This window comes from Chryseobacterium urinae, from assembly GCF_030518295.1.
GTDB classification, from domain to species: Bacteria; Bacteroidota; Bacteroidia; order Flavobacteriales; family Weeksellaceae; genus Chryseobacterium; species Chryseobacterium mucoviscidosis.
The window spans coordinates 1-25,992 of the sequence record NZ_JAULSJ010000041.1 but is presented as its reverse complement, the minus strand read 5'-3'; the positions used below and the strand labels follow the sequence as shown (position 1 = coordinate 25,992).

The following is a 25,992-nucleotide window of genomic DNA, read 5'->3' as shown; positions in this document are numbered from 1 at the left end:
GGCTTTATAGTTTTATGGTTATTTTATCGATGATTCTCACGTTATTGTCGGGATCCGGTTTGAAATTATCCCGCAGAAATCTTTTCGGATCTTTTGCGGATGCCATTTCTCTCTGAACTTTAGATGCGTCTTTTTTCTTTATTAAGTCCATCCATTTGTATGCTTTTTTAATGGCAACCACATAAATTACAATTTCGGTATCTGTAATTTTAAATTTCAGAAAATTCTTTTTGCCTTCTTCCACTTTTCCGGATGATATTTCAGTGACATATAATTTGAAAACCTTATACCCAAATAAAATATACCAACCAAAAAGAACAGACTGTAAAATTCCTGATGCAATCCATTGGAAAAGAAAATAGTTATTCTTCACAGGAATTTTAAGAAACGTTTTAACTGAATCGATTCCCAAAAAGTGTAAATTCTCATCACTCAGAAAACGGATCTGATTTTCCTGATAATGCGGAAACTGATACAATATGAAAATCTGAATGGCAAAAGAAACTACAAACAATCCGAAACGTAAAATTCTGTTGATCCATTTTTCTTTATCAGAACACTCATTATTAGTTACTTTACTAATGATAAAAACAAGAACCAAAGGAAGAAGAAGAAAAATAAGCTCTTTCATAATAGAGTCTGTACAACAGAAAACATATGTTGATACAAATGAAAGCATAAGTAATAATGCTGTAAATTCGTAATTAACAATAGAAAAAATAAAATTCCACCATATTTTTTTTCCTGATTTTTCTTTTGATGGGTAAACTTCACCCAATGTATATTCCAAAGGATTGGTTCTCGCACTTTGCAGTTGCGGAATAACAATTTTTTCCTTTAAAAAATCTGTAACATGACCAAATGCTCCACCACCACCGGAAGTTATAAAATGTTTTACCTGATAATAGTAGTCTTTAGTATCCGAATCCAGCTTATAATTTGAGTAATGGTGAATATCTCCCGTTATCACAATCTCGAAAATAAGTTCGGCCTTATTTTTATTTTCAGTTTCGCCTTCTTTATTGTTCTGATTCTTTTTCACCTCTTCTACCAACGCACGTGTGATATACTCCAGACTATCCATCCGTTGTTTTCTTTGATGACGATCATCAATATCATAGTTATACCAATAAGGTTCTGCTATTAAAAGAATGATATGATTTTTTCCGCCTTCCCCTGAAATGTTTTCTACATATTTTTTGAAAAATGACATTTGAGGAATATCAATATCTCCCAAAAGCTGGTTATCTATTCCGAACAGATGTACATTCTTTCTCAATGCATAAGCAAAATAACTTCTGTTTTGTACTGTTCGGTAGTTTCCTATTGAGCTTTTCTGACACATCAGTCTGAAAAAAGCACTTAACCCATCATACCAATCATGATTTCCCGGAGTAGCTACCAATATCGGAGAAGGCTTTTCTGGAGTTCTTATTCCGGGAGCTACAAATCTTAAAGGACCTTTAAAACGATCCCTGTAATGTCCTTCCGAACCGACGGGATACACTAAATCTCCTCCTATTACCAGTGCAGAACCTTTTTTAAGTGTAATTTCGTGCTCATCATATTTTTCTCTGTCTTTTTCATTTTTAAAGGAATATGTATAACTGTCTCTTGTTAAATGATAAAGAACAGTAGTGGTAGAATCGAAGCCATCACCTGTATCTGCAATAAAATCAAACCAGAATTCATCTTTATTTTCATGAATATTGTTGCGAATAAGTTCATCTCCTGCATCTTTTTCCATACCGCTTTGAACTTCTCTTTTATCAATAACCGAAAGAATGTCCGCAGAAAGAGAAACCATCCTGAAAGTATTTGTAAGCCCCGTAAAATTAAACCATTTCACAGGTTTTTGTGGCTTGAAATAATATATGTATTTATCTGTATTCTGTTGCCTGAAAATCTTTACCGTTTTCGCAGATTTAAAATCTGTGAAGTAAAATATCAGACAAACTAATGCTGCTAAGAGTAAAATATAGAAAAGCGCTTCCATGGTAATTCAAGTATTAGTTTATATCAAATTTAGTCATTTTCCTAATTGATTTTCATAACACTTTCGGGTCATTTTTATCAGATTTTTCATTCAAATCCGTTTATCCTCATTATTAATGAAATTTTGTTAGATTTGTTGAAATCTATATCAAGTAAAAATTACATCACCAAACTAATGAACTCTAAAAAATTCATCTTACTTTTTTTTCTTACTTCCCTTTGTATCAAAGCCCAGAATTATTCGCAGTATGTGAATCCGTTTATAGGAACCGGCGGTCATGGCCACACTTTTCCGGGAGCCATTGTTCCTTTCGGGATGGTTCAGCTTTCTCCCGATACAAGAATCGACGGAAGCTGGGACGGCTGCAGCGGCTATCATTATTCCGACTCTGTGATCTACGGATTTTCTCACACACACTTAAACGGAACCGGGGTTTCGGATTATGGTGATATTATGCTGATGCCTACTATGGGAAAACCGGGTTTAACGCCGAAAGAATATTCATCCAAATTTTCTCATAAAAACGAAAAAGCAACGGCAGGATTCTATTCTGTTAAATTAGACAAACACAATATTGACGTCCGTTTAACGACGACTAAAAGAGTCGGCTACCACGAATACACCTTCAACAATGCAGGAGATGCAAATATTATTTTAGATCTGAATCACAGAGATAAACTGCTGGAAGGCGAAGTAAAAATCATTGATGATAAAACGATTGAAGTTTTCCGCAGAAGTGAAGCGTGGGCAACCAATCAGTACATTTATGCGAGAATTGAGTTTTCAAAACCAATGCTAGAATCAAAAGTTATTGAGGCACATGAGGCAAAGCCAAGAGGAACAATTCAGCCTAAAAATTTTTATTATGGAACACAATTAAAAATTACGTTTTCCAATAAAGTCAAAAAAGGCGAAAAAATTCTTGTAAAAGTGGCGATTTCTCCTACAGGGTACGAAGGAGCAGCAAAAAATATGTTGGCTGAAGGAAAATCTAATGACTTTACAGCTATTGAGAAACAGGCTGTTGCAGACTGGAATAAAGAATTATCTAAAATCGAGGTTAAATCTCCAGACAAAAATAAACTTGCCATTTTCTACACTGCAATGTATCACGTGTTCACACAACCGAACATCAATATGGATGTTGACGGAAAATACAGAGGTCGTGACAACAAATTCTACATGGCAAACGGATTCGATTATTACTCGGTTTTTTCGCTTTGGGATACTTTCCGGGGAGCGCATCCTTTAATGACTTTAATGGACAGAAAAAGAACGGCAGATTTCATCAACACTTTCATTAAACAATACGAACAGGGAGGAAAGCTTCCGGTTTGGGAACTGGCTTCCAACGAAACCGAATGCATGATCGGTTACCACGCAGTTTCCGTTATTGCCGATGCGATGGCAAAAGGAATTACAGGTTTCGATTATGAAAAGGCATTTCAGGCATCTAAAAACTCTGCTATGCTGGATATTTTTGGGTTAAATGCCTACAAACAGAATAATTTCATCAGTATTGATGATGAGCATGAAAGTGTTTCCAAAACCGTAGAATATGCTTACGATGACTGGTGTATTGCCCAAATGGCTAAAATTTTAGGCAAAAAAGAAGACTATCAGTATTTCATGAAACGTTCCCAGAACTGGAAAAACCTTTACAATCCAAAGAACGGATTCATGCAGCCAAGAAAAAACGGAAACTGGTACGAACCTTTTGAGCCAAGAGAGGTTAACAATAATTACACGGAAGGGAATTCGTGGCATTACTCCTACTCTGTTCAGCAGAATATTCCGGGACTGATCGCGGCGCATGGCGGAAAAGAGAAATTTGAACAATTTATTGATGGTATTTTTTCTGCACCGGACAAAACCACAGGAAGAGAACAGGTGGATATTGCCGGATTAATCGGACAATATGCACAGGGAAATGAACCAAGCCACCACATCGCTTATCTTTATAATTATGTAGGAAAGCCTGAGAAAACAGACGCAAAAATTAAATTCATCCTTGATAATTATTACAAAAACACACCGGACGGTCTGATCGGAAATGAAGACTGCGGACAGATGAGCGCTTGGTATATTTTAAGTTCTATGGGAATTTACTCTGTAACTCCCGGATTACCGGAATGGCAGACGACGAAGCCTTATTTTGATGAGGTAAAAATTCATCTGGAAGACGGAACAACAAGAACGATTACTCCGAATACAAACAGAGAAGAGCTTAAAAAACTTGGTTTTGAAAATGCAAAATCATTTAAAGATTTTAAATATGATGAATTAACGGCATCTCCGGTTATTTCTGCATCAAGAATTTTCGACCTGAATACAAAGGTTGAGATCACAGCGCTAAACCCGGATGATAAAATTTATTATATGACACTGGATGAAGGTGATGCAAACGTAAGAAAAATGTTTACCGCTTATAAAGGTCCTTTTACTATTACTAAAACCACTCAGGTTGCAGCATATGCGGAAAGAAATGGTGAAAAAAGTTCAATTATAAGAGCCAATTTCAACAGAAGATCGAATAACTGGGACATTACGGTAAATTCCACTCCTACTCCACAATATACAGCAAGCGGAAAATTATCATTAATCGACGGAATCAACGGTGATACCAACTGGAGAAAAGGTGAATGGCTGGGTTATCAGGGACAGACTTTTGAAGCAGTTATCGATATGAAATCGCCTCAACAGTTCACCCAGTTATCATCAACCTATCTTCAGGACAGCCGCGCATGGATTTTAATGCCTAAAAAAGTGGAATATTACGTTTCCAACAACGGAAAAGATTTTATTTTGCTGAAAACGGTTGAAAATATTTTAGATCCGAAAGATGAAACGGTTCAGGTAAAGGATTTTTCAACGGAGGTTCTTCCTACGCAGGCAAGATACGTAAAAGTGAAAGCCTATCATTTCGGGAAACTTCCTGAGTGGCATCAGGGAGCCGGCGGAGATGCTTATATCTTTGTGGATGAGATTTCTGTGAAATAATTTTTAAAATTTACTCTAAATAATAAACCTCTTTCGGCTTGAAAGAGGTTTTGTTTTTTTAATCTCGCGGATTTAGCAAATCTTGCTGATCTTTTTAATACAAACATCTGCAAAATCTATGTAATCTGCGGGAGAAAAAAGATTTCCCGCTTCGTTCTGAATAAAAACTTTGTAGTTAAAAATTAATTCATTCTTTCCGACCAGTTCAGTTCTGCGGGCAATTCCATATCAGAAAATTCAATGTGAATCACTCTTCTTTTTCTGCCGTTCGTGGTTCGGTTGGAACCGTGAAGAAGTAATGGTTTCATAATCATAATTCCACCTTTTTCGACGTTGCAGATGGTTTCGGTTTCCACATTCCAGTCGATGGTTTCCGGTCTGTAAATTCCTTTGGCGTGGGATTTAGGAATCACTTTCAGGGCTCCATTGTTTTCATTCGTTTCATCCAGATGAATTCTTATGGTGAAAATATTTTCCAAAATATTCAAAGGAGGCTGAACCGCAAACTGATTCTGTTTCGTTGTCCATGGTCCGAAATTTTCCAATTCCAGCTTTTTATCCACTGAAATCGTTAAATCCTGATGATACGCAACGTACCAGTTTGATTTTTCAGGTTTATCGAAATAAATGCTTTTTACCGCAAAATATTTTTCGCCGAAAATCTCTTTGATGATTGTTTTAATCTTATCATTAAAAATCAAATCTTTTACTTCCGGAATTTCCTTTAAAAACTGTCGGATGGCAAAAAGATCTTCCGACTTTCTGAAAGTTTCTTTAGAAGTATCTATATTTTGGATAACTTCACTGATCTTTTCAATTTCTTCATCGGAAAAAATCTGATCGATAACGGTAAAGCCGTTTTCTGTAATTGAGTTTTTATGATGTTGTAAATTCATTTGATTGTTTTGAATCTTATTTAACACAAAGATCGCAAAGATTATATTTAAAAGGATTGAAAATATTCTTCGTTCGCTAAGGCGTTTCACTCAGCAAATGATAAAAGTATCATTCTAGTTTTTATTATTGCTAATTTTTGAATTAAATTTCTTTAAATGGAGCTGTCATTCTGATCGAAGCGCAACGGAGGGAAGAATATTTTTATAAACGCTAAGATCGCGAAGATTTTATTTAAATCGGATTGAAAATATTTTTCGGTCGCAATGGCGTTTCACTCAGCAAATGATAAAAGTATCATTTTAATTCTTATCATTGTTAGTTTTTGAATTAAATTTCTTTAAATAGAATTTGTCATTCTGATCGAAGCGCAGCGGAGTGAAGAATCTATTTCTTAAAACAAAGATCGCAAAGATTTTATTTAATCGGATTGAAAATATTTTTCGGTCGCAATGGCGTTTCACTCAGCAAATGATAGCAAGATAACGAATCCTTTTCCGTTTATAAATATCTCAATTTCCTAAAAAATAAATGGTCAATAATGAAAATTAAAAATTCACTATTGACCATGTACCAGCCTAAGCTTGAATTTTTTATTAGATATGAATCGTCAATGATGAATTCGCTTTGCTCGTGAATCTTTTCATTAATAATTCACATTTCACAGACGAAGTGAAATTGACTTTTCAACCATTAATTACATATTCCCGCCATGATTTTCCAACTGTCCTTCCCACTTAGAAACCGCTGAGGTTGCCAAAGCATTTCCAAGAACATTGGTCATACTTCTTCCCATATCGCAGAAATGGTCGATTGGCAGAATTAAAGCAATTCCTTCCGGCGGAATACCGAACATTGAACAGGTTGCCACAATAATTACCAAAGAAGCTCTCGGAACTCCCGCAATTCCTTTTGAAGTTAGCATTAATACCAGAAGCATCGTAATCTGCTGTCCTACCGTCATTTCAATTCCGTAGATCTGAGCGATAAAAATTGATGCAAACGTCATATACATCATACTTCCGTCCAGATTGAAAGAGTATCCTAAAGGTAAAATAAATGATACCACTCTGTTATTACAGCCAAATCTCTCCAGTTCTTCCACCAATTTCGGGAAAACCGCTTCTGAACTCGTCGTGGAAAAAGCAATCAGTAATGGTTCTTTTATTCTTCTTAACAATTCAAAAAGACGGTTGCCTAAAATTAAATATCCTACCAGTAAAAGCACGAACCAGAGTATTCCTAACGCAAAGAAAAAATCTCTTAAATAAATGGCATAGACTTTAAAAATCTCAAAACCATTGGTAGCGACTACCGCAGCAATAGCGCCTAATACTCCAAGCGGTGCAAACCACATGATGTATCCTACCATTTTCAGGATTCCGTGTGCTATAATGTCGAATAGTTTGATAACAGGCTGAGAATATTCTTCACCTAAATTGGCAAGAGCAATTCCGAACATGATGGAAAATACCACGATCTGTAATACTTCATTGGTTGCAAAAGCTTCAAAAATACTTTTAGGAATAATATGTTTTACAAAGTCTTCCATAGAGAAACCTTTGCTGGTTTTCAATAGTTCTTCTGCGGAAGCAGCATCATGAATCGGAAGTTTGGTAACGTGTCCCGGTTCAAGCCAGTTCACAAGCATTAATCCAATGAATAATGAAATTAATGAGGCAGAAATAAACCACAGCATCGCTTTCGTCCCTACTCTTCCGATCATTTTAATATCGCTCATTTTGGCAATTCCCACCACCAGAGTTGTGAAAACCAACGGAGCAATAATCATCTGAACAAGACGGATGAAAACTGTTCCCAGCAGTTTTATATTTTTAGAAAAAGATTCTGCACTTTCCGGAGCCTGTGTATGCACAACTCCGCCGATTCCCACACCGATAACCAGTGCGATGATAATTGCTATAAAAAGTTTATTTTGTCCTTTCATATATATGTTTCAAGATTCGCAAATATAATATTTTTACAATTGGCGGAAAGATTTCATTTTCCTCAGAGATAATATTATGTTAAATTAAACGTGATTTAAAATTAATTATCTGATTAATAAAATATTGTATAAAAATTTACAAAAATTTATTTGAATTTTATCCTTTTGGTACAAATTTTATTATTACATTTACTTGTATTAACAACATTAAAAAATATACAACTATGAAAAAAACGATCGCAATGGCTGCATTAGCTATAGCTGTATCTTTCGGAGCTGTTTCTTGTAAAAAGAAAGTTTCTGATGCCGATCTTCAAACGCAGGCTACTACGGTGGTAACAGCAAATCCTAGTGCTTCCGTAGAAGTGAAGGACGGAGTTGCACACCTGAGCGGAACTTTCGAAACTCAGGAGGCAAAAGATGCAATGATTAAGCAACTGAAAGCCATTACCGGTGTTAAAGAAGTAATGGATATGGCGAAAGTAGAGCCTGCAGTAACTGCTGTAGCTCCGGTAGAAACCAAAAGCGCAGTAGATCCGATGGTACAGCAAAAAGTACAGGATGCCGTAAAAGATATCCCGGGGGTAAAAGTTGAAGTAGTAAACGGAGAACTTACTCTTACAGGAAGCGTATCTTCTGCTGATGCAAGAAAAGTAAAAGAATCTGTTGATGCTTTGAAAGTGGGTAAAGTAAATTATAAGTATACTGTAAAATAATCCGGAGATGAGCACATTACAAGATAAATATTCAAGTGTAGTTTCTGCAGCTCAGTCTGCAGGGATTTCTAATCTTCAGGTTCAGGAACAGGACGGAATTCTTTACGTTTCAGGAAGTGCTTCCAACACAGCAGCGAAAGATGCGGTTTGGAATGCTTTAGGAGCAATTGATTCTACATATTCTGCTTCAGACATCAATATTGACGTACAGGTTTCAGGTTTGGCAGCAGGTGCAGCTCTTACGGTTGCAACGGACGAATCTAATCTGAACATCAGACAGGAACCTTCTACGGATGCTGCTGTTGTAGGTAAAGCGGCAAAAGGCTCTTCCGTAACTTTGGTTGAGCAGACATCAGACGACTGGTGGAAAGTAAAAACTGAAGACGGACAGGAAGGTTATGCTTATTCAAGATATTTGAGAGCTTAATTGTAAAGATTTAACATTATTTAAAATAGGAACATCCCTTTTGGGGGATGTTTTTTTTATATTTTAGCGCGTTCAAAAACATTCAATGAAGAAAATCTTATGGTTGCTGCTTTTTTCGTTTAGCTTTCTAATGCTGAACGGACAAAAGTACGTCATTAAAGGAAAAATTACAGATTTTGGGCAAAGACCTGTGGAGAATGCAACCATTTATCTTTTAAAACAGAAAGACTCTTCATTAGTCGATTATACAGCTTCTAACAGGGAAGGTCTGTTTGCAATAAAAACCAAAGAACTTAATGAACCTACAATTCTACAGATTGATGCTGAAAAGTTAATTTCTTACTCCACAAAATTCGATACCATCGACAAATCTATTGATCTGGGAGACATCCAGTTAGAAAAAAATCAGATTTCGGATATTGAAGAGGTAAAAATTACGGTTTCGCCGATAAAAATAAAGAAAGACACGATTGAATATAAAGCAAATGCCATCAAAGTACGTCCCAACAGCAATATAGAAGAGTTATTAAAAAATATTGACGGTGTGGAGATCGACAACGACGGAAAAATTACCGTCAACGGAAAAGAAGTCGACCAGATCATGGTAAACGGAAAGCCTTTTTTCGATAAAGACGGAAAAATTGCGTTAAAAAATCTTCCTGCCGATATCATTAAAAACATTCAGTTTACCACCACCAAAACCAAAGAAGAGGAACTTACCGGGAAAACGCCTAAAGCGCAGAACAAAACCATTAATTTTAATATTGATGAGAAGAAAAACAAAGGATGGGTTTCGAGAATTTCGGCTGGTTACGGCTCAGATAAACGGTATGATGAAAAAGGACTGATTAATTATTTTAAAGATAAGACCAAAATAAGTTTGCTGGGTTATGCCAATAATATCAATTCGCAGGGTGTTTCTATGGATGATGACAATGGTAAAAACTCAAAGCTGGGAATTCAGAAATCTTCGATGATCGGAGTGAATTACAGTGATAAACTGGGCAAAGAAGTCGAAATTGAAGAACTGGGAATCAAACGCAATACAACCAATCTTGAAACGGCTTCAAAAGTTTCCAAAACCACTTTTCTTCCCGATTCCAATTTAAAAACAGACTCTGAAAACCGCGCCGAAAACGAAAGAGAGCAATACACGCTGAATTCTACACTCAGAATAAAGCCGGACACAATCAGTACGATTTCTTTTTCGCCGTCGTTTTCTTTTACAAAATCAAATAATTTCAGAACGGGAAATTCAGCTACTTTTAAAAATGATGAACTGCTCAATAAAAGCCAGTCTTCTACTGTAACGGATTCCGAAAACAACAGTTTCTCGCCCAATCTTCATTACGCAAGAAAATTCAGAAATAAAAACAGAAGTTTTTATGCCAGTGTAAATACTTCGATTCAGCAGAATAGAAATAATAACCTCATCAATTCCGGTACTTTATTTTTTGAAAACGGAGTGGAAAATGTTGCGAAAAGAGATGTAAGAAATCAGTTGAGCCAAAGTAAAAATCAGAATAACAATTATTCATTTAATGCAAAATATACGGAGCCTGTTTCGGATTCTGCAAGTGTGACGATGAGTCTGGATTATAATTCGAGAAATTCGATGAATGAAAGAATTGTTAATGATTTTGATACCGCTACCGGAAAATATACGGTGTACAATCTGGCTTTATCCAACAGCTCGGATGAAAAAAACAATCAGCTTTCGCCGGAGATCAGTTTTAATTTAGATAAAAAAATGCTGAAAATGTGGACTTCTTTAGGTTTAAATCTTACGGATCTGAACTATCATTCCACTTTCAACGGACAAAATTATGAGCTGCAGAGAAATTTTGTGCTTCCGAGATATAATTTCGGACTGCTTTACAATTTCAGTCAGACTTCTAATGTAAGCATCAATAATTCATCCTATTTCAGTCTTCCCTCTTCCGCCAACCTGATTCCGTATGTGGATGAATCCAATCCTCTGGTAACGTACAAAGGAAATCCGGATCTGAAAAATTCATGGACAAACACTACGAATGTTTATTTCAACAGTTATAATATTCAGAAAAATTTAAACTATTATTTCAATTTCAGTTTTGTTTACAATAACAATAACACAACCAATTATTCGTATTACGATGATTCCGGAAAGCAGTTTGTGACTTACGCGAACATCAGCGGAAATAAAAACGTCAATTTCATCGCAGGTTTAGGAAAAACGTATAAATGGAACGACCATAAACTGAATGTAAGACCAAGATCAGGATTTAGTTACAGTTTTAACAGAGGTTTTATCAACGGACAGCAATTCACAGGTAATTCTTACAATTTCAGTCCGGGAATCAATGTTACGTACGAAAAGAAGGATAAAATTACCATTAAACCATCTTACAGTATCAATTATAATTTTTCTGAATATAAAAATTACAGCATTGAAAGTATCAAAAATACGTCTCAGAATTTCAGGCTGGAACTTACCAATTATTTCTTCCAGACTAATCTTGTTTTCGAAAATGATTTTGAATATAATACGAGTTCGAATATCGCACCGGGTTTCAAGAGAGATTTTTATTTTTTAAATTCTAGTGTAAGTTATACTTTTTTTAAAAAACAGCTTACTGCGCGTATAAAAGTGTATGATGTTCTCAACCAAAACCAAAGTGTTACCAGAACAATTTCCGCTTCCGGCGTGGAAGACAGAGAAGATTTGATATTGAAAAGATATGTGATGTTTTCTCTGGTGATGAAACTGAATAAATTTGGAGGGAAGAAGAAATAGTTTTATTTGAATTTCTTTTGTTAAAATCTTTGATTTTTTTAACTTATGTGATCTTTTTTCCATTTAAGTATTAAACTTAAAAAACTAAAGTGGTTAAATCTTTTGTAGTAAAAAGTTTAAAATAAAAGATCCATAAAATAATATTTAATTTAGATTCTTCCTTCGTCAGAATAACAACCTGTTGTTAAAACTTTGTGCTAAAAACCATTTTATGATTAAATTAGCTGCAAATTTTAAACAATGAAGATTCACTTTTCGATTTTGTTTGTTTTTCTGTTTGTTTTTGGAAATTCTCAGACTAAACAGCAACCCGATACTTTTGTAAAGGATAATTTTATTAAAAAGGAAATGTATATCCCGATGCGTGATGGCGTAAAACTGTTTACCTCGGTGTACATTCCAAAGGATATTTCCAACAAAAACAAATATCCGTTTCTGATGCAGAGAACCTGCTACAGCGTTGCTCCTTATGGCGAAAACGAGTACAGAACCAAACTGGGACCGAACCAATATTTAATGAAAGACAAATATATCTTTGTGTTTCAGGATGTTCGCGGAAGATACATGAGTGAAGGAACTTTCACCAATATGACGCCGCAGGTTGAAAGAAAAACGAAAAAAGACGTTGATGAAAGTACCGATACCTACGACACAATTGATTGGTTATTGAAAAACATCAAAGACAACAACGGAAAAGTAGGACAATACGGAACTTCTTATCCCGGATTTTATACCGCAGTCGGAATTCTGGCACAACATCCTGCTTTGGTAGCTTCTTCTCCACAGGCGCCGATTTCAGATTTCTGGAATGACGATTTTCTTCACAACGGAAGATTTATGATGGGCTATTTCAGAACTTTCCCAGTTTTCGGCGTTCAGAAAACAAAGCCGGAAAATAAAGCATGGTATTCTGATTCTATGATTAAAGCGACTTCTGAAGACGGTCTGAAATTTTACAGAGACATGGGAACTTTAAAAGACGGTTATGAAAAGTACTACAAGGATAATTTCTTCATGACGGAAATAATGAACCACACAAATTATGATGAATTCTGGCAGAAAAGAAGTCTATTGCCTCATCTGAAAAATGTAAATCATGCGGTAATGACTGTGGGAGGATGGTTTGATGCGGAAGATCTTTCAGGACCTTTAAATATTTATAAAACCATTGAAAAAACAAGTCCAAAAGCGAAAAACACGATTGTAATGGGACCTTTCTCTCACGGAGCCTGGGCGTATGAACAGGGAAAACATTTCCACAACCAGATTTATTTCGGAGACAGCATTGCAACGTATTACCAGAAGAATGTGGAAACAAAATTCTTTAATCATTATTTGAAAGGGAATACAAAACAGGATGCAGGTTTACCGGAAGCATTAATGTACGACACCGGTGCAAAACAATGGAGAGAGTTTGCAACCTATCCGCCGAAAGAAGCACAGAAAGTGAATTTCTATTTATCAAAAGGCACTTTGAAAAACACAGCAGGGCAAGGTTCTTCAGAATACTACAGCGATCCGAATAATCCGGTTTTAAGCTCTGATAATTTAAGAGATTTCAACGGCTTCACCCCGAAAAATTATATGTCGGAAGACCAGAGATTTGCAGAAGGAAGACCGGATGTTTTAACGTTTACAACGGATGTTTTAACGGATGACATTACGTTTGCGGGAGAAATTATGGCTAAATTAAATATTGCTTCCACTTCTACAGATGCAGATTTTGCGGTAAAATTAATTGATGTTTATCCTGAAGATTTTAAACCTGCTGAGAAAAAAGACGGGGTGATCTATGGAAATTATCATCAGATGGTAAGAAGTGAAATTATGCCGGCAAGATTCAGAAATTCGAGAGAAAAAGCGGAAGCATTGGTTCCGAACCAGAAAACAGCGGTGAATTTCAGATTGCAGGATGTGGTGCATACTTTTAAAAAGGGACATAAAATCCAGATTCAGATTTCTTCAACGTGGTTCCCACTTTTTGCGATCAACCCGCAGAAGTTTATGGAAAATCCTAATTTCGCAACGAAGGAAGACTACACGAAAGCGTTTATCAAAGTTTTTGATGACAGTGCGATTGAAGTTGAAGTTTTGAAATAAATTTAAAAGCTGTCCGGTTGGAACAGCTTTTTTTATGTTTCAGTTTCTCAAAGATTGTTAATTTTTTTCAACCTAATTATCTGCTCAATCTGCAGGAGATAATTATCCATCCAATTTGTCATCCTGAAAGGATCTCAACGATACATTGAAAACTTTGTTTAGATGCTTTCAGTATGACAAACGTACTGTAAATCACCATTCAATTGTTCTGAATGGTATTTTATTTTTTGTTTCTCGCTGATTTAGCAGATTGTGCGGATATTTTCCAGCTTAATTATCTGCCCGATCTGAAAAATCTGCGGGAGATAATTAAACATCCAATTCGTCATCCTGAAGGGATCTCAACGATATATTGAAAACTTTGTTTAGATGCTTTTAGCATGACAAACGTAGTGTAAATCACCATTCAATTGTTCTGAATGGTATTTTATTTTTTGTTTCTCGCTGATTTAGCAGATTGCGCGGATATTTTTCAGCTTAATTATCTGCTCAATCTGCAAAATCTGCGGGAGATAATTAACCATCCAATTCGTCATCCTGAAAGGATCTCAACTATACATTGAAAACTTTGTTTAGTTAATTTCAGCATGACAAATATACCGTAGATTAATGTAAATAAATCATTCTGCAATGGTACGAAACGTAAGATTCACTCGCGGTGTTTTTACTTTTGTGGTTGGAGGAAGCCGGTGCAGCCAATTGTCCTGCGTTGTTCCTTTCATCACCAATAAACTTCCGTTTTCCAGAAATATTTCGGCTTTATCTTTTGTTGTTTTATGTTTAAATAAGAACTTTCTTTCCGCTCCGAAAGTCAGGGAAGCAATGGCTCCGTGTTTTTTTAAATCTTTTTCGGCATCGCTGTGATATGCCATTCCTTCACTTCCATCGTGGTATAAATTCAGAAGGCAGGAATTGTAGGTTTCGCCTGTAATTTCTTCACATTTTTTCTTTAACTCCAATAATTCGGGAGTCCAGAATTTTGCATATTTTGTCCGTTTTGAATAGGTATATTCAAATGGTTTTTCACCGAACCATGCTACTTTTCTTTTAGTTACAATCAGTTTTCCGAAAATAACGGCTTCATCATTTTCCCACGGAATTTCGTTAAACAGATAATCAAAATAAAAATCAGCTTTTTCTTTGGAGAACACTTTTCCGTAATAATGAACGGTTCCGTCTTTGGGAAGTATATTTAAGGGATAATCTGATACGTCTTCGAATAAACTCATCATGAAGTTTAATGTTTTTGTGATTAATGTTTCAAGTTCTTTGTCATTCAGTAGGAATCTAAGCTAAGTATTTTTAAATTTTAACCTCTAATAAATGATCCTAGATTCCTACAGAATGACAATATTTCGTTGATTTTTTTATTAAAATAAGTTTTAGGCTAAAGCCAATTTGGTCAATTGATTATTTTAAACGGGCTAAAGCCCGTTTCTATTGGTGGAATAGTTTTATTTTTAAAATTTCAATCAAAATTATTGGCTATTCGTAAAAAATTAGTGCAATTTGTGTTTGAAATCAAGAGTACATTTTTGAACTTTCCCAGCCGATAATTAGCTGTTTTCTCTCGCTTCCCCACATATAACCGCCGATTTTTCCGGTTGACTGAATTACTCTGTGACACGGAATTAAAAACGCAACAGGATTGCTTCCAATCGCGGTTCCGACGGCTCTTGAAGCATTTGGATTTCCAATTTTATCCGCCAGATTTCCATAGGTTGATAATTTCCCCATCGGAATGGTGAGCAGACTTTCCCAGACTTTTAACTGAAAATCTGTTCCTTTCAGATGGAGTTTTATGGTGTTCAGTTCCGACCAGTCTTTACTGAAAATAGATAGGGCGTTGTTCTGGAAATCATCTTTTCTTTCAAAAAAAGAAGCATTGGGAAATTTAGCCTGTAAATCTCCCAATGCTTTATGTTGATCGGTTTCAAAAGCCATGTAGCAGATTCCTTTCTCTGTGGAAGCTGCAATTACTTTTCCAAAAGGACTTTCGGAAAAACTGTAATTGATGTTGAGGCTTTTTCCTCCGTTTTTATATTCTGCCGGAGACATTCCTTCGATTTTCACAAACAGATCGTGCAGCCTGCTTGTACTCGATAATCCTGTCTCGTAAGCCGTATCAAATAAACTCGCTTTTTCTTCCTTCAGCAAACTTTTGGCATGTTCCAGACTGATGAACTGCAAAAATTTCTTCGGACTTGTTCCTGCCCAGTCAGAAAACATCTTCTGAAAATGAGCCGGGCTCAAATGAATTTTCTCCGCCACTTCCTCCAGACTTGGCTGAAGCTTAAAATTGCTCCGGATATAGTCTATCGCTTTGGCAATTCTTTCGTAATCTATCTGATTCTGTGTAGACATAACATTGAATTTACCTCACAAATTTCCAAAGAATCTACGGCAGAAAAAATCCGTTTCCTGCGGAATTTAGTTGTTGTTATAGATATGATAGTAAGCAAGCATTTTGTAATATAACTTCGCTGCTAAGAACGCGCTTGGTTTTGCCATCGGAGAATCCATTAATTCTACAATATCAAAAGCGACAACGTTACATTTTTCGAATACTTTTCTTAATAATTCCAATGTCGGATACCACTGTAAACCTCCCGGTTCCGGAGTTCCCGTTGACGGACAAAGCGATGGATCGAAAGCATCAAGATCAATCGTGATGTACACATTTCCTGAAACTTTTTCCAAAACGTCGTTTACCCAGTTTTCGTTGTTGGCAATTTCGTGAGCGAAAAATACTCTTCCTTCCGGTAAATATTCAACCTCTTCCACATCCATAGAACGGATTCCCACCTGTACCAGATTATGTTTCTGATTGGCTTCAAAAACCGCACATGCATGGTTGGAAGTAGAGCCGTGGAATTCCGGACGAAGATCTGTGTGAGCGTCCAACTGAAGAACGGTTAAATTCTCAAACTTCTCTCCTACCGCACGAATCGACCCGATAGAAACAGAGTGTTCTCCTCCGAAAAGTGTGAATAGTTTTCCGTCATTATTCAAAAGCTCTTTTGTTTTCTGGTAAACGGCTTCTGTCATGGCTTCCGGTGAAGAGTTTTCAGAAACTTCTCCTGCTAAATATACTCCTTCTAAATATGGTTCTGTCTGGGTTTCGATGTCATACAGCTCCATATTTTCGGAAGCATCAAGGAATAATTCAGGGCCTTTATCAGCTCCTTTTCCCCACGTTGAGGTTCCGTCGTAAGGAACAGTAACCAACATTACTTTCGAGTTTTCTAACGATGCATTTTCCTCAGGAATTCCTGCGTATGTTTTCATGTTTTATGTAAAAATTAAATGATTTCGGCAAAGATACAAAGAAGTTTGGAGAAGTTGGCGGGTGATGAAAGGAACAACTTCATGAAGTAATCTGATAAATTTTAAATTATGATAAATGTAATTCGCAGATTATAATGTTGACACAAGTAGTTCCCGAATATCCACTTTCAAAAATTTCGAGATTTCATAAAGGGTTTCAACAGAAGGCTGAACTTCATTCGTACACCAGCGAGAAACTGTTGACTCGGTTTTTCCCAAATGACGGGCTAACTCTTTACTGGTTTTGTTTTTTTCAACCAGAACAGATTTTATTCTATTTAAGTTCACTTTCGACACGATGACAATTTATTGACTTCTCCTGCAAATATCGTTAAAATTTAAACACTTGAAAATCAACATAAAAAAGCAATAAATTATATTTTTACGATAATTTATTTTTATTAAAATACAATTTATTATACTTTTACAACAATAAACAAACATCATGAAGGAAGAAAAAAAATTTCAAAAATCGGGAATAAGACAATTAAAAGTGCATCAGAAGTACATTTTAAGACCGTCTCATCGGTATGTTGTATTTCCTGAAATCCGACTTTGCGGAAAATGGCTTCAGGAAACGGGTTTCAATTGTGGACAATCTGTGCTTGTTTGTCACAAGAAAAATAAAATTATCATCACTCTGAATAAGAAAATGAATTCTGATCAGTAAAAAGATGTTGATAAAATGGATTGGATAAAAAAATTTTAATTATTGCACGGTTAATTTTTTACATTTGATGTTTACTATTTGTATTAATATTTTAAATAAATACTGACTTAGTGATAATTTTAAAAGACTAATAAAAAAATCAAATAATATAAATATATGGGATTATTTAATAGAATTTTTGGTAAGGGAGATGTTGAATCTGATAAAATTGCTGAAAGTGATCTTCAGAAAATAAAATCTGGAGAGATAAATAAAATTTATCCAATACTTAAGCCGGGTGATTGGGTAGGAATAAAAGCTGGTGCTTTGAAACAAACAATAATAGGTACACAAGAAGAGCCTGAACTTGTTGTTGCTTTTGGTTATGATACCCCGGATAATTTTGTTTTTCTAATGCCACATGATTTAGAAGAAAAAAAACCAAGTGAAATTTTGAAAGAAGCATATGACAACTTAGAGAAAATTGAATCTAATTTTGAAATTTCCGAAACACTAAACAGACAGGTTTTAACTGCTTCCGGACAAGACTTTTCCAGCGAAAAGATTTTATGCAGAAGCCATATGCTTAAAGCACATGAACTTTTAAATGCAAAAGAACTGTATGTTTCAATCCCAAGACGAAGATGTATGATGATAACATCAAAACAAGTTGACGAAGAACTTTTTGACACATTTTTACAGTTACATAATCATACCTGGAATGATGATTCCTACGGAAATGCACAAATTTTAAACGCACTTTTCGTTGTAACTGATGGGCAGATTGAAGGAATGATTCCATTAGAAAATTAAATAATAAACGCTTCAGCCATCATCGGTTCGCCAAAATGATGACTGAAGCACCTCTATAAAATACTTTTACAAAATTCAATAGTTGTTAATTCTATTGAACTTTTTTACAAAATTTGGCAACATCCCAATCTTTAGAAATTAAATTCTTTCTCAAAGAATTACTCTAGTTTTCTAAAACATAATTTTTCTCAAAATCAATCCATTTTTCTGTTTAAAAATTCCATCAAAACTGTAGTCTAAAAAACCCCCAATCACAACAAAAATCACTCAAACTTTAATTTTATTAAAATAATTTTTAACTTTATTAAAATAATTTTTATTTTTACAAAAAGTTAAGAACATGAAACTCCCTATAGTTTGCCCAAGCTGTGAATCTGCATTACAGGTAAGCCAGATGAAATGCAACAACTGCGAAACCACCGTCAGTGGAAATTACGAACTACCTTTATACTTACAGCTTACGCGCGAAGAACAGGAATTTATCCTCAGCTTTTTTCTGTCGAGCGGAAGCATTAAGGAAATGGCGAAACAGGCAGGACTTTCCTACCCCACCATGAGAAATAAACTCGACGATCTGATCGGAAAAATTGAAACCCTGAAAAAATAAACCATGAACTGGAAATTGATTTTTAACCCTTTTGGGATTTACAGCGAGAAACAGCTTTTTGTAACCGGAATTCTATTAACGCTGACTGGTGCTTTACTCGGTTCCTTTTTAGATGTTACTTACGACGGTGTTCTGGATATTCATCAGAGTGAAACAGATTTTCTGACCAGTCTAAAAGAAAACGGCATCAATGTCGCCTGTATTTTTGTTACTCTTCTGATCGCCGGAAAAATTATTAACAGGAAAACCCGTGTAATTGATATTTTTAATACTGCCACTATTTCCAGATTCCCGATGTATATTGGTGCGGTTATTACTTCAAGCCCTATTCTTACCAGAATCGGAGATCAGATTTTAAATCAGCGGAATGATATTCAGCATCTTCAACTGAAACCATTAGACCTGGCTTTGATGCTTGTCATCAGCTGTGTCCTTTTAATGATTACGGTATATTACATCACTTTACTGGTTAACGGTTTTAAAACGTCCGTGAATGCTAAAAAATGGCAGCATTTTGCTGGTTTTGCCGTTGCTCTTCTTATCGCAGAAATTATTTCAAAAATTCTTATCAATATTTAATCCCATGAAATTAACAACATTATTTGCCACATTCTCTTTATTTTTCATCCAACTAATTAACGCACAGAACATTGTCGGATCGTGGAAAGGAGATATTGATGTTCAGGGAATGAAATTGCCTTTTATCCTGAATATCAAAAAAGACGGAAACAGCTACTCTTCAACCGTAGACAGCCCGAAACAGGGAGCAAAAGATATTCCGGTCGACAAAACAGATTTTACAGATGGTGAACTGACTTTTGAACAACAGGCACTTGGTGCAAGTTATAAAGGAAAATTCAGCAACGGAAAAATTGAAGGAACTTTCAGACAGGGAAATTTCAGTGTCCCTCTTACTTTTGTACCCAATACAGAAAACTTCGTCATCAACCGTCCTCAAACACCAAAACCGCCTTTCAATTATGATACGGAAGACATCAGCTTTCAGAATCCGAAAGACAAAAATACGTTAGCGGGAACGATTTCACAGCCTAAAAATTTTGATAAAAACCAGCCTGTTGTCATTCTGATCACCGGTTCCGGAAGTCAAAACCGTGATGAAGAAATTTTTGAACATAAACCTTTCGCCGTTATTGCAGATTATTTTGCAAAACAGGGCATTGCCACATTAAGAATTGACGACAGAGGAATCGGAGGTTCTTCGCAAGGTTCAGGAAATGATACTACCTATAATTTTTCGACAGATATAAATTCGGCAGTGGATTATTTAATGTCTAAAGGTTATAAAAACATCGGTTTACTGGGACATTCTGAGGGTGGAATGATCGCTCCGATGGTTGCAGCGGGCAATAAAAACGTAAATTTTACGGTTCTGATGGCGGCTCCGGGAACTTCCATAGACCAGCTTCTGGTACAGCAGAATTATCTTGCCGGAAAATCAATGGGACAAAGTGAAGCACAGCTTGAAGCCAATAAAAAAATAAATTCCGACATTTATGGTTTTATTAAAAATTATTCCGGAAACCATTATGAAAAGGATCTTCATGAGTTTTTAATTAAAAATTTTAAAGATCAGATGAATGAGGAAGCCATCGGAAATATGGAGCAGCAGATTTCTAAAAGCTGGTTTACGTATTTCGTGAAGTTTAATCCGGATGAATATCTTTCAAAATTAAAAATTCCTGTTCTGGCGCTGAACGGAAGTCTGGATTTTCAGGTTCCGGCGAAAGAAAATCTGGAAGCCATTAAAAAATCGCTGACGAAAGCAGGAAACAAAAATTTCAGAACGGAGGAACTTCCCGGTTTAAATCATTTATTTCAGGAAGCGAAAACGGGAGCATTTTCAGAATATGCAGACATTGAACAAACCATTTCTCCAAAAGCTTTAGCCGAAATGGCAGACTGGATTGCAAAACTTAAAAAGTAATCGAAAAATTGTTTCATCATTTCTGAAACGTTTATTATTTTAGTGAAAAAATTCAGATATGCCTTTAAAAGCTGTGCTGTTCGATATGGATGGCGTAATTGTGGATACGGAACCTCTGCACAGAAAAGCCTATTTTAAAACTTTTAACGATCTTGGAATCGACGTTTCGGAAGAGTTATACGCTTCATTTACCGGAGCTTCTACCAAAAGAGTCTGTGATACTTTAATTCAGGAATTTAATTTAAAACAGACGTACGAAGAAATTGCAAAAACAAAAAGAGATTATTTTAAGGAATACTTTTATAATGATGAAGAGTTTGACCTGATTTCAGGCGTAAGAGAACTGATACAGCATTATTACGACAACGGGATCAAATTGATTCTCGCTTCTTCCGCAACGATGGCAACCATCAACATGGTTTTTGAAAAATTTGAACTTGAACCCTATTTTAGCGGAAAGATAAGCGGAGCCGACCTGAAGGAATCCAAACCTCATCCTGAAGTTTTTCTTCTTGCCGCAGAAATGGCGAATGAACCGGTAGAAAACTGTATGGTGATTGAAGATTCCACGAATGGGATTTTAGCATCACATCGGGCAAATATTTTTTGTGCCGCATACAGAAGTCCGCATTCTAAAAATCAGGATTATACCTTGGCAAATATTGTGGTTTCGGATTATGCGGAACTGGAACTGGATAAGATTTCAAAATATTTTTAAACAGAAAAAGCTCTCAACATCTGAGAGCTTTTGTTTTATTAAACACTAATTCCACGAATAAATTTCACAATTATTACTTGTGTTTTTAGTGCAAAAATTTGTGCTGTTTGTGTTTAAATATTTATTTGTAACCCAAAAGTTTCAGTACATCTTCCGGTTCCTGCTTTTCACGGAAAATTTCATACTGCAATTCACCGTTTTCGTCTTTCTGAATCAAAATATGTCTTGGCTGCGGCATTAAGCAGTGATGAACTCCGCCATATCCTCCGATGGTTTCCTGATACGCTCCTGTGTGGAAAAATCCGATGTACAAAGGTTTCGTATCGCTGAAAACAGGGAGATAAATCGCATTGGTATGCTGTTCAGAATTATAATAATCATCTGAATCACAGGTAAGGCCGCCCAAGAAAACTCTTTCGTAAGTATCATCCCATCTGTTCAGCGGAAGCATGATGAAGTGTCTTGAAATTGCCCATGTATCGGGAAGCGTCGTCATGAAAGAAGAATCGATCATATTCCATTTTTCTCTGTCGTTCTGACGTTTCTGGGAAATGATTTTATAAATATTGGCACCGCTTTCACCAACAGTAAAACTTCCGAACTCGGTATAAATATTCGGTTCTTCCACTCCTTCCTCTTCACAGAATTTCTTGATCTGAGAAACGATTTCTTCCACCATGTACTGATAATCGTAATCGAACTGCAAAGATGTTTTGATCGGGAAACCTCCTCCGATGTTCAGAGAGTTGACTTCCGGAGCAATTTTCTTCAAACGTGCGTATACACGAAGACATTTATACAGTTCGTTCCAGTAATATGCCGTGTCTTTGATTCCGGTATTGATGAAGAAATGAAGCATTTTCAGTCTTGCATTCGGATGCTCTGCAATTTTCTGGCTGTAATAAGGAATGATATCTTTGTATCCGATTCCTAATCTTGAGGTATAAAATTCGAACTTCGGTTCTTCCTCAGAAGCAATTCTGATTCCGATATCGAAAGTGGTATCAATGCTTTCTGTAAGTTTATCCAACTCGCGGTAATTATCCAGAATCGGGGTAATATTTTCAAAACCGCTGTTAATCATCTCCGAAATTTTCGCCAGATAATCATCTGTTTTGAAGCCGTTGCAGATTACTTCTATATCTTTCGTGACTTTTCCTTCTTTGTAAAGAGATTTTACGATATCCATGTCATAGGCTGAAGAAGTTTCTATGGAAATATCGTTTCTTAAAGCCTCTTCCAATACAAATTTAAAATGACTGGATTTTGTACAATAGCAATATCTATAATTCTTTTTATAATCGGTTTTCTCAAAGGCTTCCCTGAACCAGCTTTTGGCCTTCTGGATATTTTGAGAAATTCTCGGCAGGTAGCTAATTTTTAGCGGGGTGCCAAATTTTTCAACAACATCCATTAAAGGAATGTCGTGAAACAACAAATTGTTCTCAGAAACATTGAATTCCTCGGTAGGGAAATACAACGTCTGATCAATAAGTTCCGAGTACTTTATTTTCATTTCTAAACAAGTGAATTAAGAATGCAAAATTGCTAAAAAAGTTTGGTTTTTTAGCGTTAAAATTATTATAAATTTTAATGGATTTTATTGAAGAAAATAAAGCTGAATTATCAATATGTAAACTTAAGAATATATTCCTGTCTTTTATTTTCAGAAATTCCCAAAGCCTCTTGAATATATCGATTCATAGAACCGTATTTGTTGTTAATTTCATTAAAAGCAGCATCCAGATAATCGGTTTCTATCCAGCTTAATTTCTCCAGAACTTTAATATCCATTTTCGGGTAGAGAAAATGCAGGTTATCGGCGAGATGAAGTCTTTTATCGATTAATTTTTTCCTGTAATTATTGGATAAAAGATAATCGTTGTAAATGGTTTCTTTATCGAATTTTAAAATCGTAAGAATGAGAGCGGTTGTGATTCCGGTTCTGTCTTTCCCTGCGGTGCAGTGATATAAAACAGGCTGATCTGATTCTAAAATTTCTGTGATAATTTTTCTTATGATTTCTGGGTTTTCTGTGACGTAATCTTTATAAAAGTCATGCATTCTTTTGTCTGCATCTGCACCGTTGACTTTTCCTTTTAACACCAATTTCTTTGCCTGCTCCAACTGATCGCCTTTGTCTTCAAACGCTGAATAATTTTTGTAAACAATTCCTTCCGGAAGATGATCGGGCTTCTTTGCAATTTCCTTTGAATTCCGAAGATCGATAATTTCTCTGATGCCTAAATTTTCAAGTTGTTTAAAAGAAGAATTTTTCAGTTTATATAAATTTCCGCTTCTGTACAGTTTTCCTTCTTTCAGGGTTCTTCCATCGATATTTTTTATATTTCCAACTGTTCTGAAATTGTTGACTTTTTTAATCTGAATATTTTTTCCAGCTTCTTTTTTTCCAAATTCGGGTGTGGAAAATTGTTGTGTCTTGCAGGAGAAAACACAGAGTAATGTGATGGCTAGGAATGATATTTTGATGAGGTTTTTCATTTTTATTTTCTCACATATTTCACGAATCTACACCGATGTTCGGGTTTGATTTTTTATGTTTTGGCTAAAGCCAGTTGATGTTTTTTAATTTGAAAACGGGCTAAAGCCCGTTCCTATTGATGCGGATAACTTTATTATTTTTTTTATAAAATCAAGCTCGTGCAATTTGTGAAAACATTAGCAATTAGAAAACTGAGCAAAGTCCTTTCCTATTGATTCAATTAGTTCATTATTTATTCTTAATTGCAAAAATAAATTTGTGCAATTTGTGAAAATAATTCGTGGAATTTGTGTTTACACTACAGATAGTTTTTCCCAACAAACAAAAGCAAATCTCCTTTTTCGTATTCAATGGAAACTTCATCTTCCACAGCAAAATTTCTCGTTCCGATTCTGGAAGTAATATCTAAATTTCCTTTTGTCAAAGCCCAGTTTAATCCTTTGGTCGTAATATTTTCAACTGACGGAAACGGATACAAAGAAATCATTTTGTCTTTCACTCCTATTGCAGCAAATTGTTTCGGTATAAAATAATATTCGGAAAATTCATCATAGAATTTGATATCGAATTGATCTTTAAAACCAAAAGCCACGGTAAGATTTCCCAGAAAATGATCCTGTTCTCCTCCACTTCCACCGAAAACATCTACTTTTTTAAAGTCTTTTTCTGCAATAATTTCCAAAGCTTTCTGAAAATCCGTTTTATCCTGATCGGGCGTATAAATGAATTTGTCTTCATACATATTTTCATCCGAGCCGGAATGCGAATCAAAATCACCGGAAATAAAATCCAGCTTATCTAAAGGGAAATTCAGGTTCTTAAGATAATGAAAAGCACCGTCTGTACAGGCAATGAGACTGTATTCTTCAGTGTCGGGAAAAGATTTGGGAGGATCTCCGTTGATGAAAAGCAGTACTTTATCTTTCATTCGGGTTCCAGTATTCTTCCGGTTCGTTGTTGATTTTTGAAATGTATCTTGCCAAAACAAAAAGATAGTCGGAAAGTCTGTTCAGATATTTAATGAGTTCCGGACGCACTTCTTCCGATTCGTTTAAGAATACCAAAGAACGTTCTGCTCTTCTGCAGATTGTACGTGCTGCATGTAAAAATGTTGCTGCTTTTCCGCCTCCGGGAAGGATAAAATACTGAAGCGGTTCGCATTTTTCGTCAAAAGCATCCATCCAGTTTTCGAGTTCTTCGATTTCGGCATCTGAAATGATTAAAGGAAGCCGCGATTTTCCGTTTGCCAACATGAGTTTATCCACCGGAGTTGCCGCTTCGGAACCTACAGTAAATAAATCGAACTGGATTTTTTTTAGCTGTCTTAACACTTCTTCATCTTCAATATGGCTTTTGGCGATTCCGATGAAGGAATTCAGCTCGTCTATATTTCCGTAACTGTCGACTCTCGCGCTTGCTTTTGAAACTCTTGTTCCGCCGTACAAAGCGGTCTGACCTTTATCTCCTGTTTTCGTATAAATTTTCATAGGACTAAATTAGTTTTTTAAAATTAGGTTTACAAATTTTGAGTTTAAGGAACTTTACATTTGTGATTCCGGCTGCGACCTAGCCC

The 25,992-nt window shown here is 35.7% G+C and carries 22 protein-coding genes; 11 read left to right on the top strand and 11 right to left on the bottom strand.

Going from position 1 to position 25,992, the window contains the following annotated elements; all coding sequences use genetic code 11:
- Positions 1–4 precede the first annotated feature (4 nt).
- Positions 5–1,996: a metallophosphoesterase family protein gene (locus QWT87_RS18800; protein WP_302718024.1), complete on the bottom strand. Its 1,992-nt coding sequence runs from the start codon at positions 1,994–1,996 to the stop codon at positions 5–7.
- A gap of 174 nt (positions 1,997–2,170) precedes the next feature.
- On the opposite strand from QWT87_RS18800, the gene QWT87_RS18795 reads away from it, so the two are divergent.
- Positions 2,171–4,996: a GH92 family glycosyl hydrolase gene (locus QWT87_RS18795; protein WP_302718022.1), complete on the top strand. Its 2,826-nt coding sequence runs from the start codon at positions 2,171–2,173 to the stop codon at positions 4,994–4,996.
- A gap of 182 nt (positions 4,997–5,178) precedes the next feature.
- On the opposite strand, the gene QWT87_RS18790 is transcribed toward QWT87_RS18795, so the two are convergent.
- A complete protein-coding gene (locus QWT87_RS18790; RefSeq protein ID WP_185205002.1) occupies positions 5,179–5,892 on the bottom strand; it encodes a phytanoyl-CoA dioxygenase family protein in 714 nt (237 codons plus the stop codon).
- A 695-nt stretch (positions 5,893–6,587) separates the two neighbouring features.
- Complete coding sequence (locus tag QWT87_RS18785; protein WP_302718020.1) at positions 6,588–7,838, bottom strand: dicarboxylate/amino acid:cation symporter; 1,251 nt, start codon at positions 7,836–7,838, stop codon at positions 6,588–6,590.
- 224 nt (positions 7,839–8,062) lie between these two features.
- On the opposite strand from QWT87_RS18785, the gene QWT87_RS18780 reads away from it, so the two are divergent.
- The 4 genes from QWT87_RS18780 (at position 8,063) to QWT87_RS18765 (ending at position 13,857) form a co-directional block, all read left to right on the top strand.
- Positions 8,063–8,554 carry a BON domain-containing protein gene (locus QWT87_RS18780; protein ID WP_302718018.1) on the top strand — a complete coding sequence of 164 codons (492 nt, stop codon included), beginning with the start codon at positions 8,063–8,065 and terminating at the stop codon, positions 8,552–8,554.
- Between the two features lie 7 nt (positions 8,555–8,561).
- Positions 8,562–8,981, top strand: coding sequence for an SH3 domain-containing protein (locus QWT87_RS18775; protein ID WP_076395538.1), 420 nt, complete (start codon positions 8,562–8,564; stop codon positions 8,979–8,981).
- A gap of 85 nt (positions 8,982–9,066) precedes the next feature.
- Positions 9,067–11,757, top strand: coding sequence for an outer membrane beta-barrel protein (locus QWT87_RS18770; RefSeq protein WP_302718015.1), 2,691 nt, complete (start codon positions 9,067–9,069; stop codon positions 11,755–11,757).
- A 240-nt stretch (positions 11,758–11,997) separates the two neighbouring features.
- Positions 11,998–13,857 (top strand): CocE/NonD family hydrolase, encoded by a 1,860-nt coding sequence (locus tag QWT87_RS18765; protein ID WP_302718013.1) that lies wholly within the window; start codon positions 11,998–12,000, stop codon positions 13,855–13,857.
- Between the two features lie 620 nt (positions 13,858–14,477).
- Here the strand turns inward: QWT87_RS18765 and QWT87_RS18760 are convergent.
- The 4 genes from QWT87_RS18760 to QWT87_RS18745 all read right to left on the bottom strand — a co-directional run bounded on the left by QWT87_RS18760 (position 14,478) and on the right by QWT87_RS18745 (position 17,472).
- Positions 14,478–15,086, bottom strand: a complete 609-nt coding sequence (locus QWT87_RS18760; RefSeq protein WP_302718037.1) for an alpha-ketoglutarate-dependent dioxygenase AlkB family protein — start codon at positions 15,084–15,086, stop codon at positions 14,478–14,480.
- Between the two features lie 292 nt (positions 15,087–15,378).
- Positions 15,379–16,221, bottom strand: coding sequence for a bifunctional helix-turn-helix domain-containing protein/methylated-DNA--[protein]-cysteine S-methyltransferase (locus tag QWT87_RS18755; RefSeq protein WP_302718012.1), 843 nt, complete (start codon positions 16,219–16,221; stop codon positions 15,379–15,381).
- Positions 16,222–16,287: 66 nt separating this feature from the next.
- Positions 16,288–17,145 carry an agmatinase gene (speB, locus tag QWT87_RS18750; protein WP_087709204.1) on the bottom strand — a complete coding sequence of 286 codons (858 nt, stop codon included), beginning with the start codon at positions 17,143–17,145 and terminating at the stop codon, positions 16,288–16,290.
- A gap of 129 nt (positions 17,146–17,274) precedes the next feature.
- Positions 17,275–17,472, bottom strand: a complete 198-nt coding sequence (locus QWT87_RS18745) for a helix-turn-helix transcriptional regulator (RefSeq protein WP_317048570.1) — start codon at positions 17,470–17,472, stop codon at positions 17,275–17,277.
- 157 nt (positions 17,473–17,629) lie between these two features.
- Between QWT87_RS18745 and QWT87_RS18740 the strand changes: the two genes are divergently transcribed.
- The 6 genes from QWT87_RS18740 (at position 17,630) to QWT87_RS18715 (ending at position 21,916) form a co-directional block, all read left to right on the top strand.
- Positions 17,630–17,854, top strand: a complete 225-nt coding sequence (locus QWT87_RS18740) for a SymE family type I addiction module toxin (RefSeq protein WP_302718009.1) — start codon at positions 17,630–17,632, stop codon at positions 17,852–17,854.
- A gap of 156 nt (positions 17,855–18,010) precedes the next feature.
- The gene (locus QWT87_RS18735) at positions 18,011–18,646 is read left to right on the top strand and encodes a hypothetical protein (protein WP_302718007.1); all 636 of its coding nucleotides are present in this window, start codon (positions 18,011–18,013) and stop codon (positions 18,644–18,646) included.
- Positions 18,647–18,986: 340 nt separating this feature from the next.
- Complete coding sequence (locus QWT87_RS18730; protein ID WP_268054868.1) at positions 18,987–19,253, top strand: DUF2089 family protein; 267 nt, start codon at positions 18,987–18,989, stop codon at positions 19,251–19,253.
- 3 nt (positions 19,254–19,256) lie between these two features.
- Positions 19,257–19,832, top strand: a complete 576-nt coding sequence (locus tag QWT87_RS18725; RefSeq protein ID WP_302718005.1) for a hypothetical protein — start codon at positions 19,257–19,259, stop codon at positions 19,830–19,832.
- A 4-nt stretch (positions 19,833–19,836) separates the two neighbouring features.
- Positions 19,837–21,198 (top strand): alpha/beta hydrolase family protein, encoded by a 1,362-nt coding sequence (locus QWT87_RS18720; RefSeq protein WP_302718004.1) that lies wholly within the window; start codon positions 19,837–19,839, stop codon positions 21,196–21,198.
- Between the two features lie 58 nt (positions 21,199–21,256).
- Positions 21,257–21,916 carry an HAD family hydrolase gene (locus QWT87_RS18715; RefSeq protein WP_302718003.1) on the top strand — a complete coding sequence of 220 codons (660 nt, stop codon included), beginning with the start codon at positions 21,257–21,259 and terminating at the stop codon, positions 21,914–21,916.
- 121 nt (positions 21,917–22,037) lie between these two features.
- On the opposite strand, the gene QWT87_RS18710 is transcribed toward QWT87_RS18715, so the two are convergent.
- The 4 genes from QWT87_RS18710 to QWT87_RS18695 all read right to left on the bottom strand — a co-directional run bounded on the left by QWT87_RS18710 (position 22,038) and on the right by QWT87_RS18695 (position 25,906).
- The gene (locus QWT87_RS18710) at positions 22,038–23,432 is read right to left on the bottom strand and encodes a type III PLP-dependent enzyme domain-containing protein (protein ID WP_116096049.1); all 1,395 of its coding nucleotides are present in this window, start codon (positions 23,430–23,432) and stop codon (positions 22,038–22,040) included.
- A 110-nt stretch (positions 23,433–23,542) separates the two neighbouring features.
- Entirely contained in the window at positions 23,543–24,418 is an 876-nt protein-coding gene (locus tag QWT87_RS18705; RefSeq protein ID WP_302718001.1) for a tyrosine-protein phosphatase, read from the bottom strand.
- A gap of 299 nt (positions 24,419–24,717) precedes the next feature.
- On the bottom strand, positions 24,718–25,347 hold the full coding sequence (locus tag QWT87_RS18700; protein WP_302717999.1) for a thiamine diphosphokinase: 630 nt from the start codon (positions 25,345–25,347) through the stop codon (positions 24,718–24,720).
- Complete coding sequence (locus QWT87_RS18695; RefSeq protein WP_116096043.1) at positions 25,337–25,906, bottom strand: cob(I)yrinic acid a,c-diamide adenosyltransferase; 570 nt, start codon at positions 25,904–25,906, stop codon at positions 25,337–25,339. The genes QWT87_RS18700 and QWT87_RS18695 overlap by 11 nt, the downstream gene beginning before the upstream one ends.
- Between the last annotated feature and the right edge of the window lie 86 nt (positions 25,907–25,992).

Excerpts from the sequence above, each read along its gene's own strand:
- QWT87_RS18735 (WP_302718007.1), top strand. The coding sequence starts at position 18,011 with ATGGGATTATTTAATAGAATTTTTGGTAAGGGAGATGTTGAATCTGAT.
- QWT87_RS18725 (WP_302718005.1), top strand. The coding sequence starts at position 19,257 with ATGAACTGGAAATTGATTTTTAACCCTTTTGGGATTTACAGCGAGAAA.
- QWT87_RS18700 (WP_302717999.1), bottom strand. The coding sequence starts at position 25,347 with ATGAAAGATAAAGTACTGCTTTTCATCAACGGAGATCCTCCCAAATCT.
- speB (WP_087709204.1), bottom strand. The coding sequence starts at position 17,145 with ATGAAAACATACGCAGGAATTCCTGAGGAAAATGCATCGTTAGAAAAC.
- QWT87_RS18780 (WP_302718018.1), top strand. The coding sequence starts at position 8,063 with ATGAAAAAAACGATCGCAATGGCTGCATTAGCTATAGCTGTATCTTTC.
- QWT87_RS18710 (WP_116096049.1), bottom strand. The coding sequence starts at position 23,432 with ATGAAAATAAAGTACTCGGAACTTATTGATCAGACGTTGTATTTCCCT.
- QWT87_RS18785 (WP_302718020.1), bottom strand. The coding sequence starts at position 7,838 with ATGAAAGGACAAAATAAACTTTTTATAGCAATTATCATCGCACTGGTT.
- QWT87_RS18795 (WP_302718022.1), top strand. The coding sequence starts at position 2,171 with ATGAACTCTAAAAAATTCATCTTACTTTTTTTTCTTACTTCCCTTTGT.
- QWT87_RS18790 (WP_185205002.1), bottom strand. The coding sequence starts at position 5,892 with ATGAATTTACAACATCATAAAAACTCAATTACAGAAAACGGCTTTACC.
- QWT87_RS18775 (WP_076395538.1), top strand. The coding sequence starts at position 8,562 with ATGAGCACATTACAAGATAAATATTCAAGTGTAGTTTCTGCAGCTCAG.
- QWT87_RS18760 (WP_302718037.1), bottom strand. The coding sequence starts at position 15,086 with ATGAGTTTATTCGAAGACGTATCAGATTATCCCTTAAATATACTTCCC.
- QWT87_RS18800 (WP_302718024.1), bottom strand. The coding sequence starts at position 1,996 with ATGGAAGCGCTTTTCTATATTTTACTCTTAGCAGCATTAGTTTGTCTG.
- QWT87_RS18765 (WP_302718013.1), top strand. The coding sequence starts at position 11,998 with ATGAAGATTCACTTTTCGATTTTGTTTGTTTTTCTGTTTGTTTTTGGA.
- QWT87_RS18770 (WP_302718015.1), top strand. The coding sequence starts at position 9,067 with ATGAAGAAAATCTTATGGTTGCTGCTTTTTTCGTTTAGCTTTCTAATG.
- QWT87_RS18715 (WP_302718003.1), top strand. The coding sequence starts at position 21,257 with ATGCCTTTAAAAGCTGTGCTGTTCGATATGGATGGCGTAATTGTGGAT.
- QWT87_RS18755 (WP_302718012.1), bottom strand. The coding sequence starts at position 16,221 with ATGTCTACACAGAATCAGATAGATTACGAAAGAATTGCCAAAGCGATA.
- QWT87_RS18695 (WP_116096043.1), bottom strand. The coding sequence starts at position 25,906 with ATGAAAATTTATACGAAAACAGGAGATAAAGGTCAGACCGCTTTGTAC.
- QWT87_RS18740 (WP_302718009.1), top strand. The coding sequence starts at position 17,630 with ATGAAGGAAGAAAAAAAATTTCAAAAATCGGGAATAAGACAATTAAAA.
- QWT87_RS18720 (WP_302718004.1), top strand. The coding sequence starts at position 19,837 with ATGAAATTAACAACATTATTTGCCACATTCTCTTTATTTTTCATCCAA.
- QWT87_RS18730 (WP_268054868.1), top strand. The coding sequence starts at position 18,987 with ATGAAACTCCCTATAGTTTGCCCAAGCTGTGAATCTGCATTACAGGTA.
- QWT87_RS18705 (WP_302718001.1), bottom strand. The coding sequence starts at position 24,418 with ATGAAAAACCTCATCAAAATATCATTCCTAGCCATCACATTACTCTGT.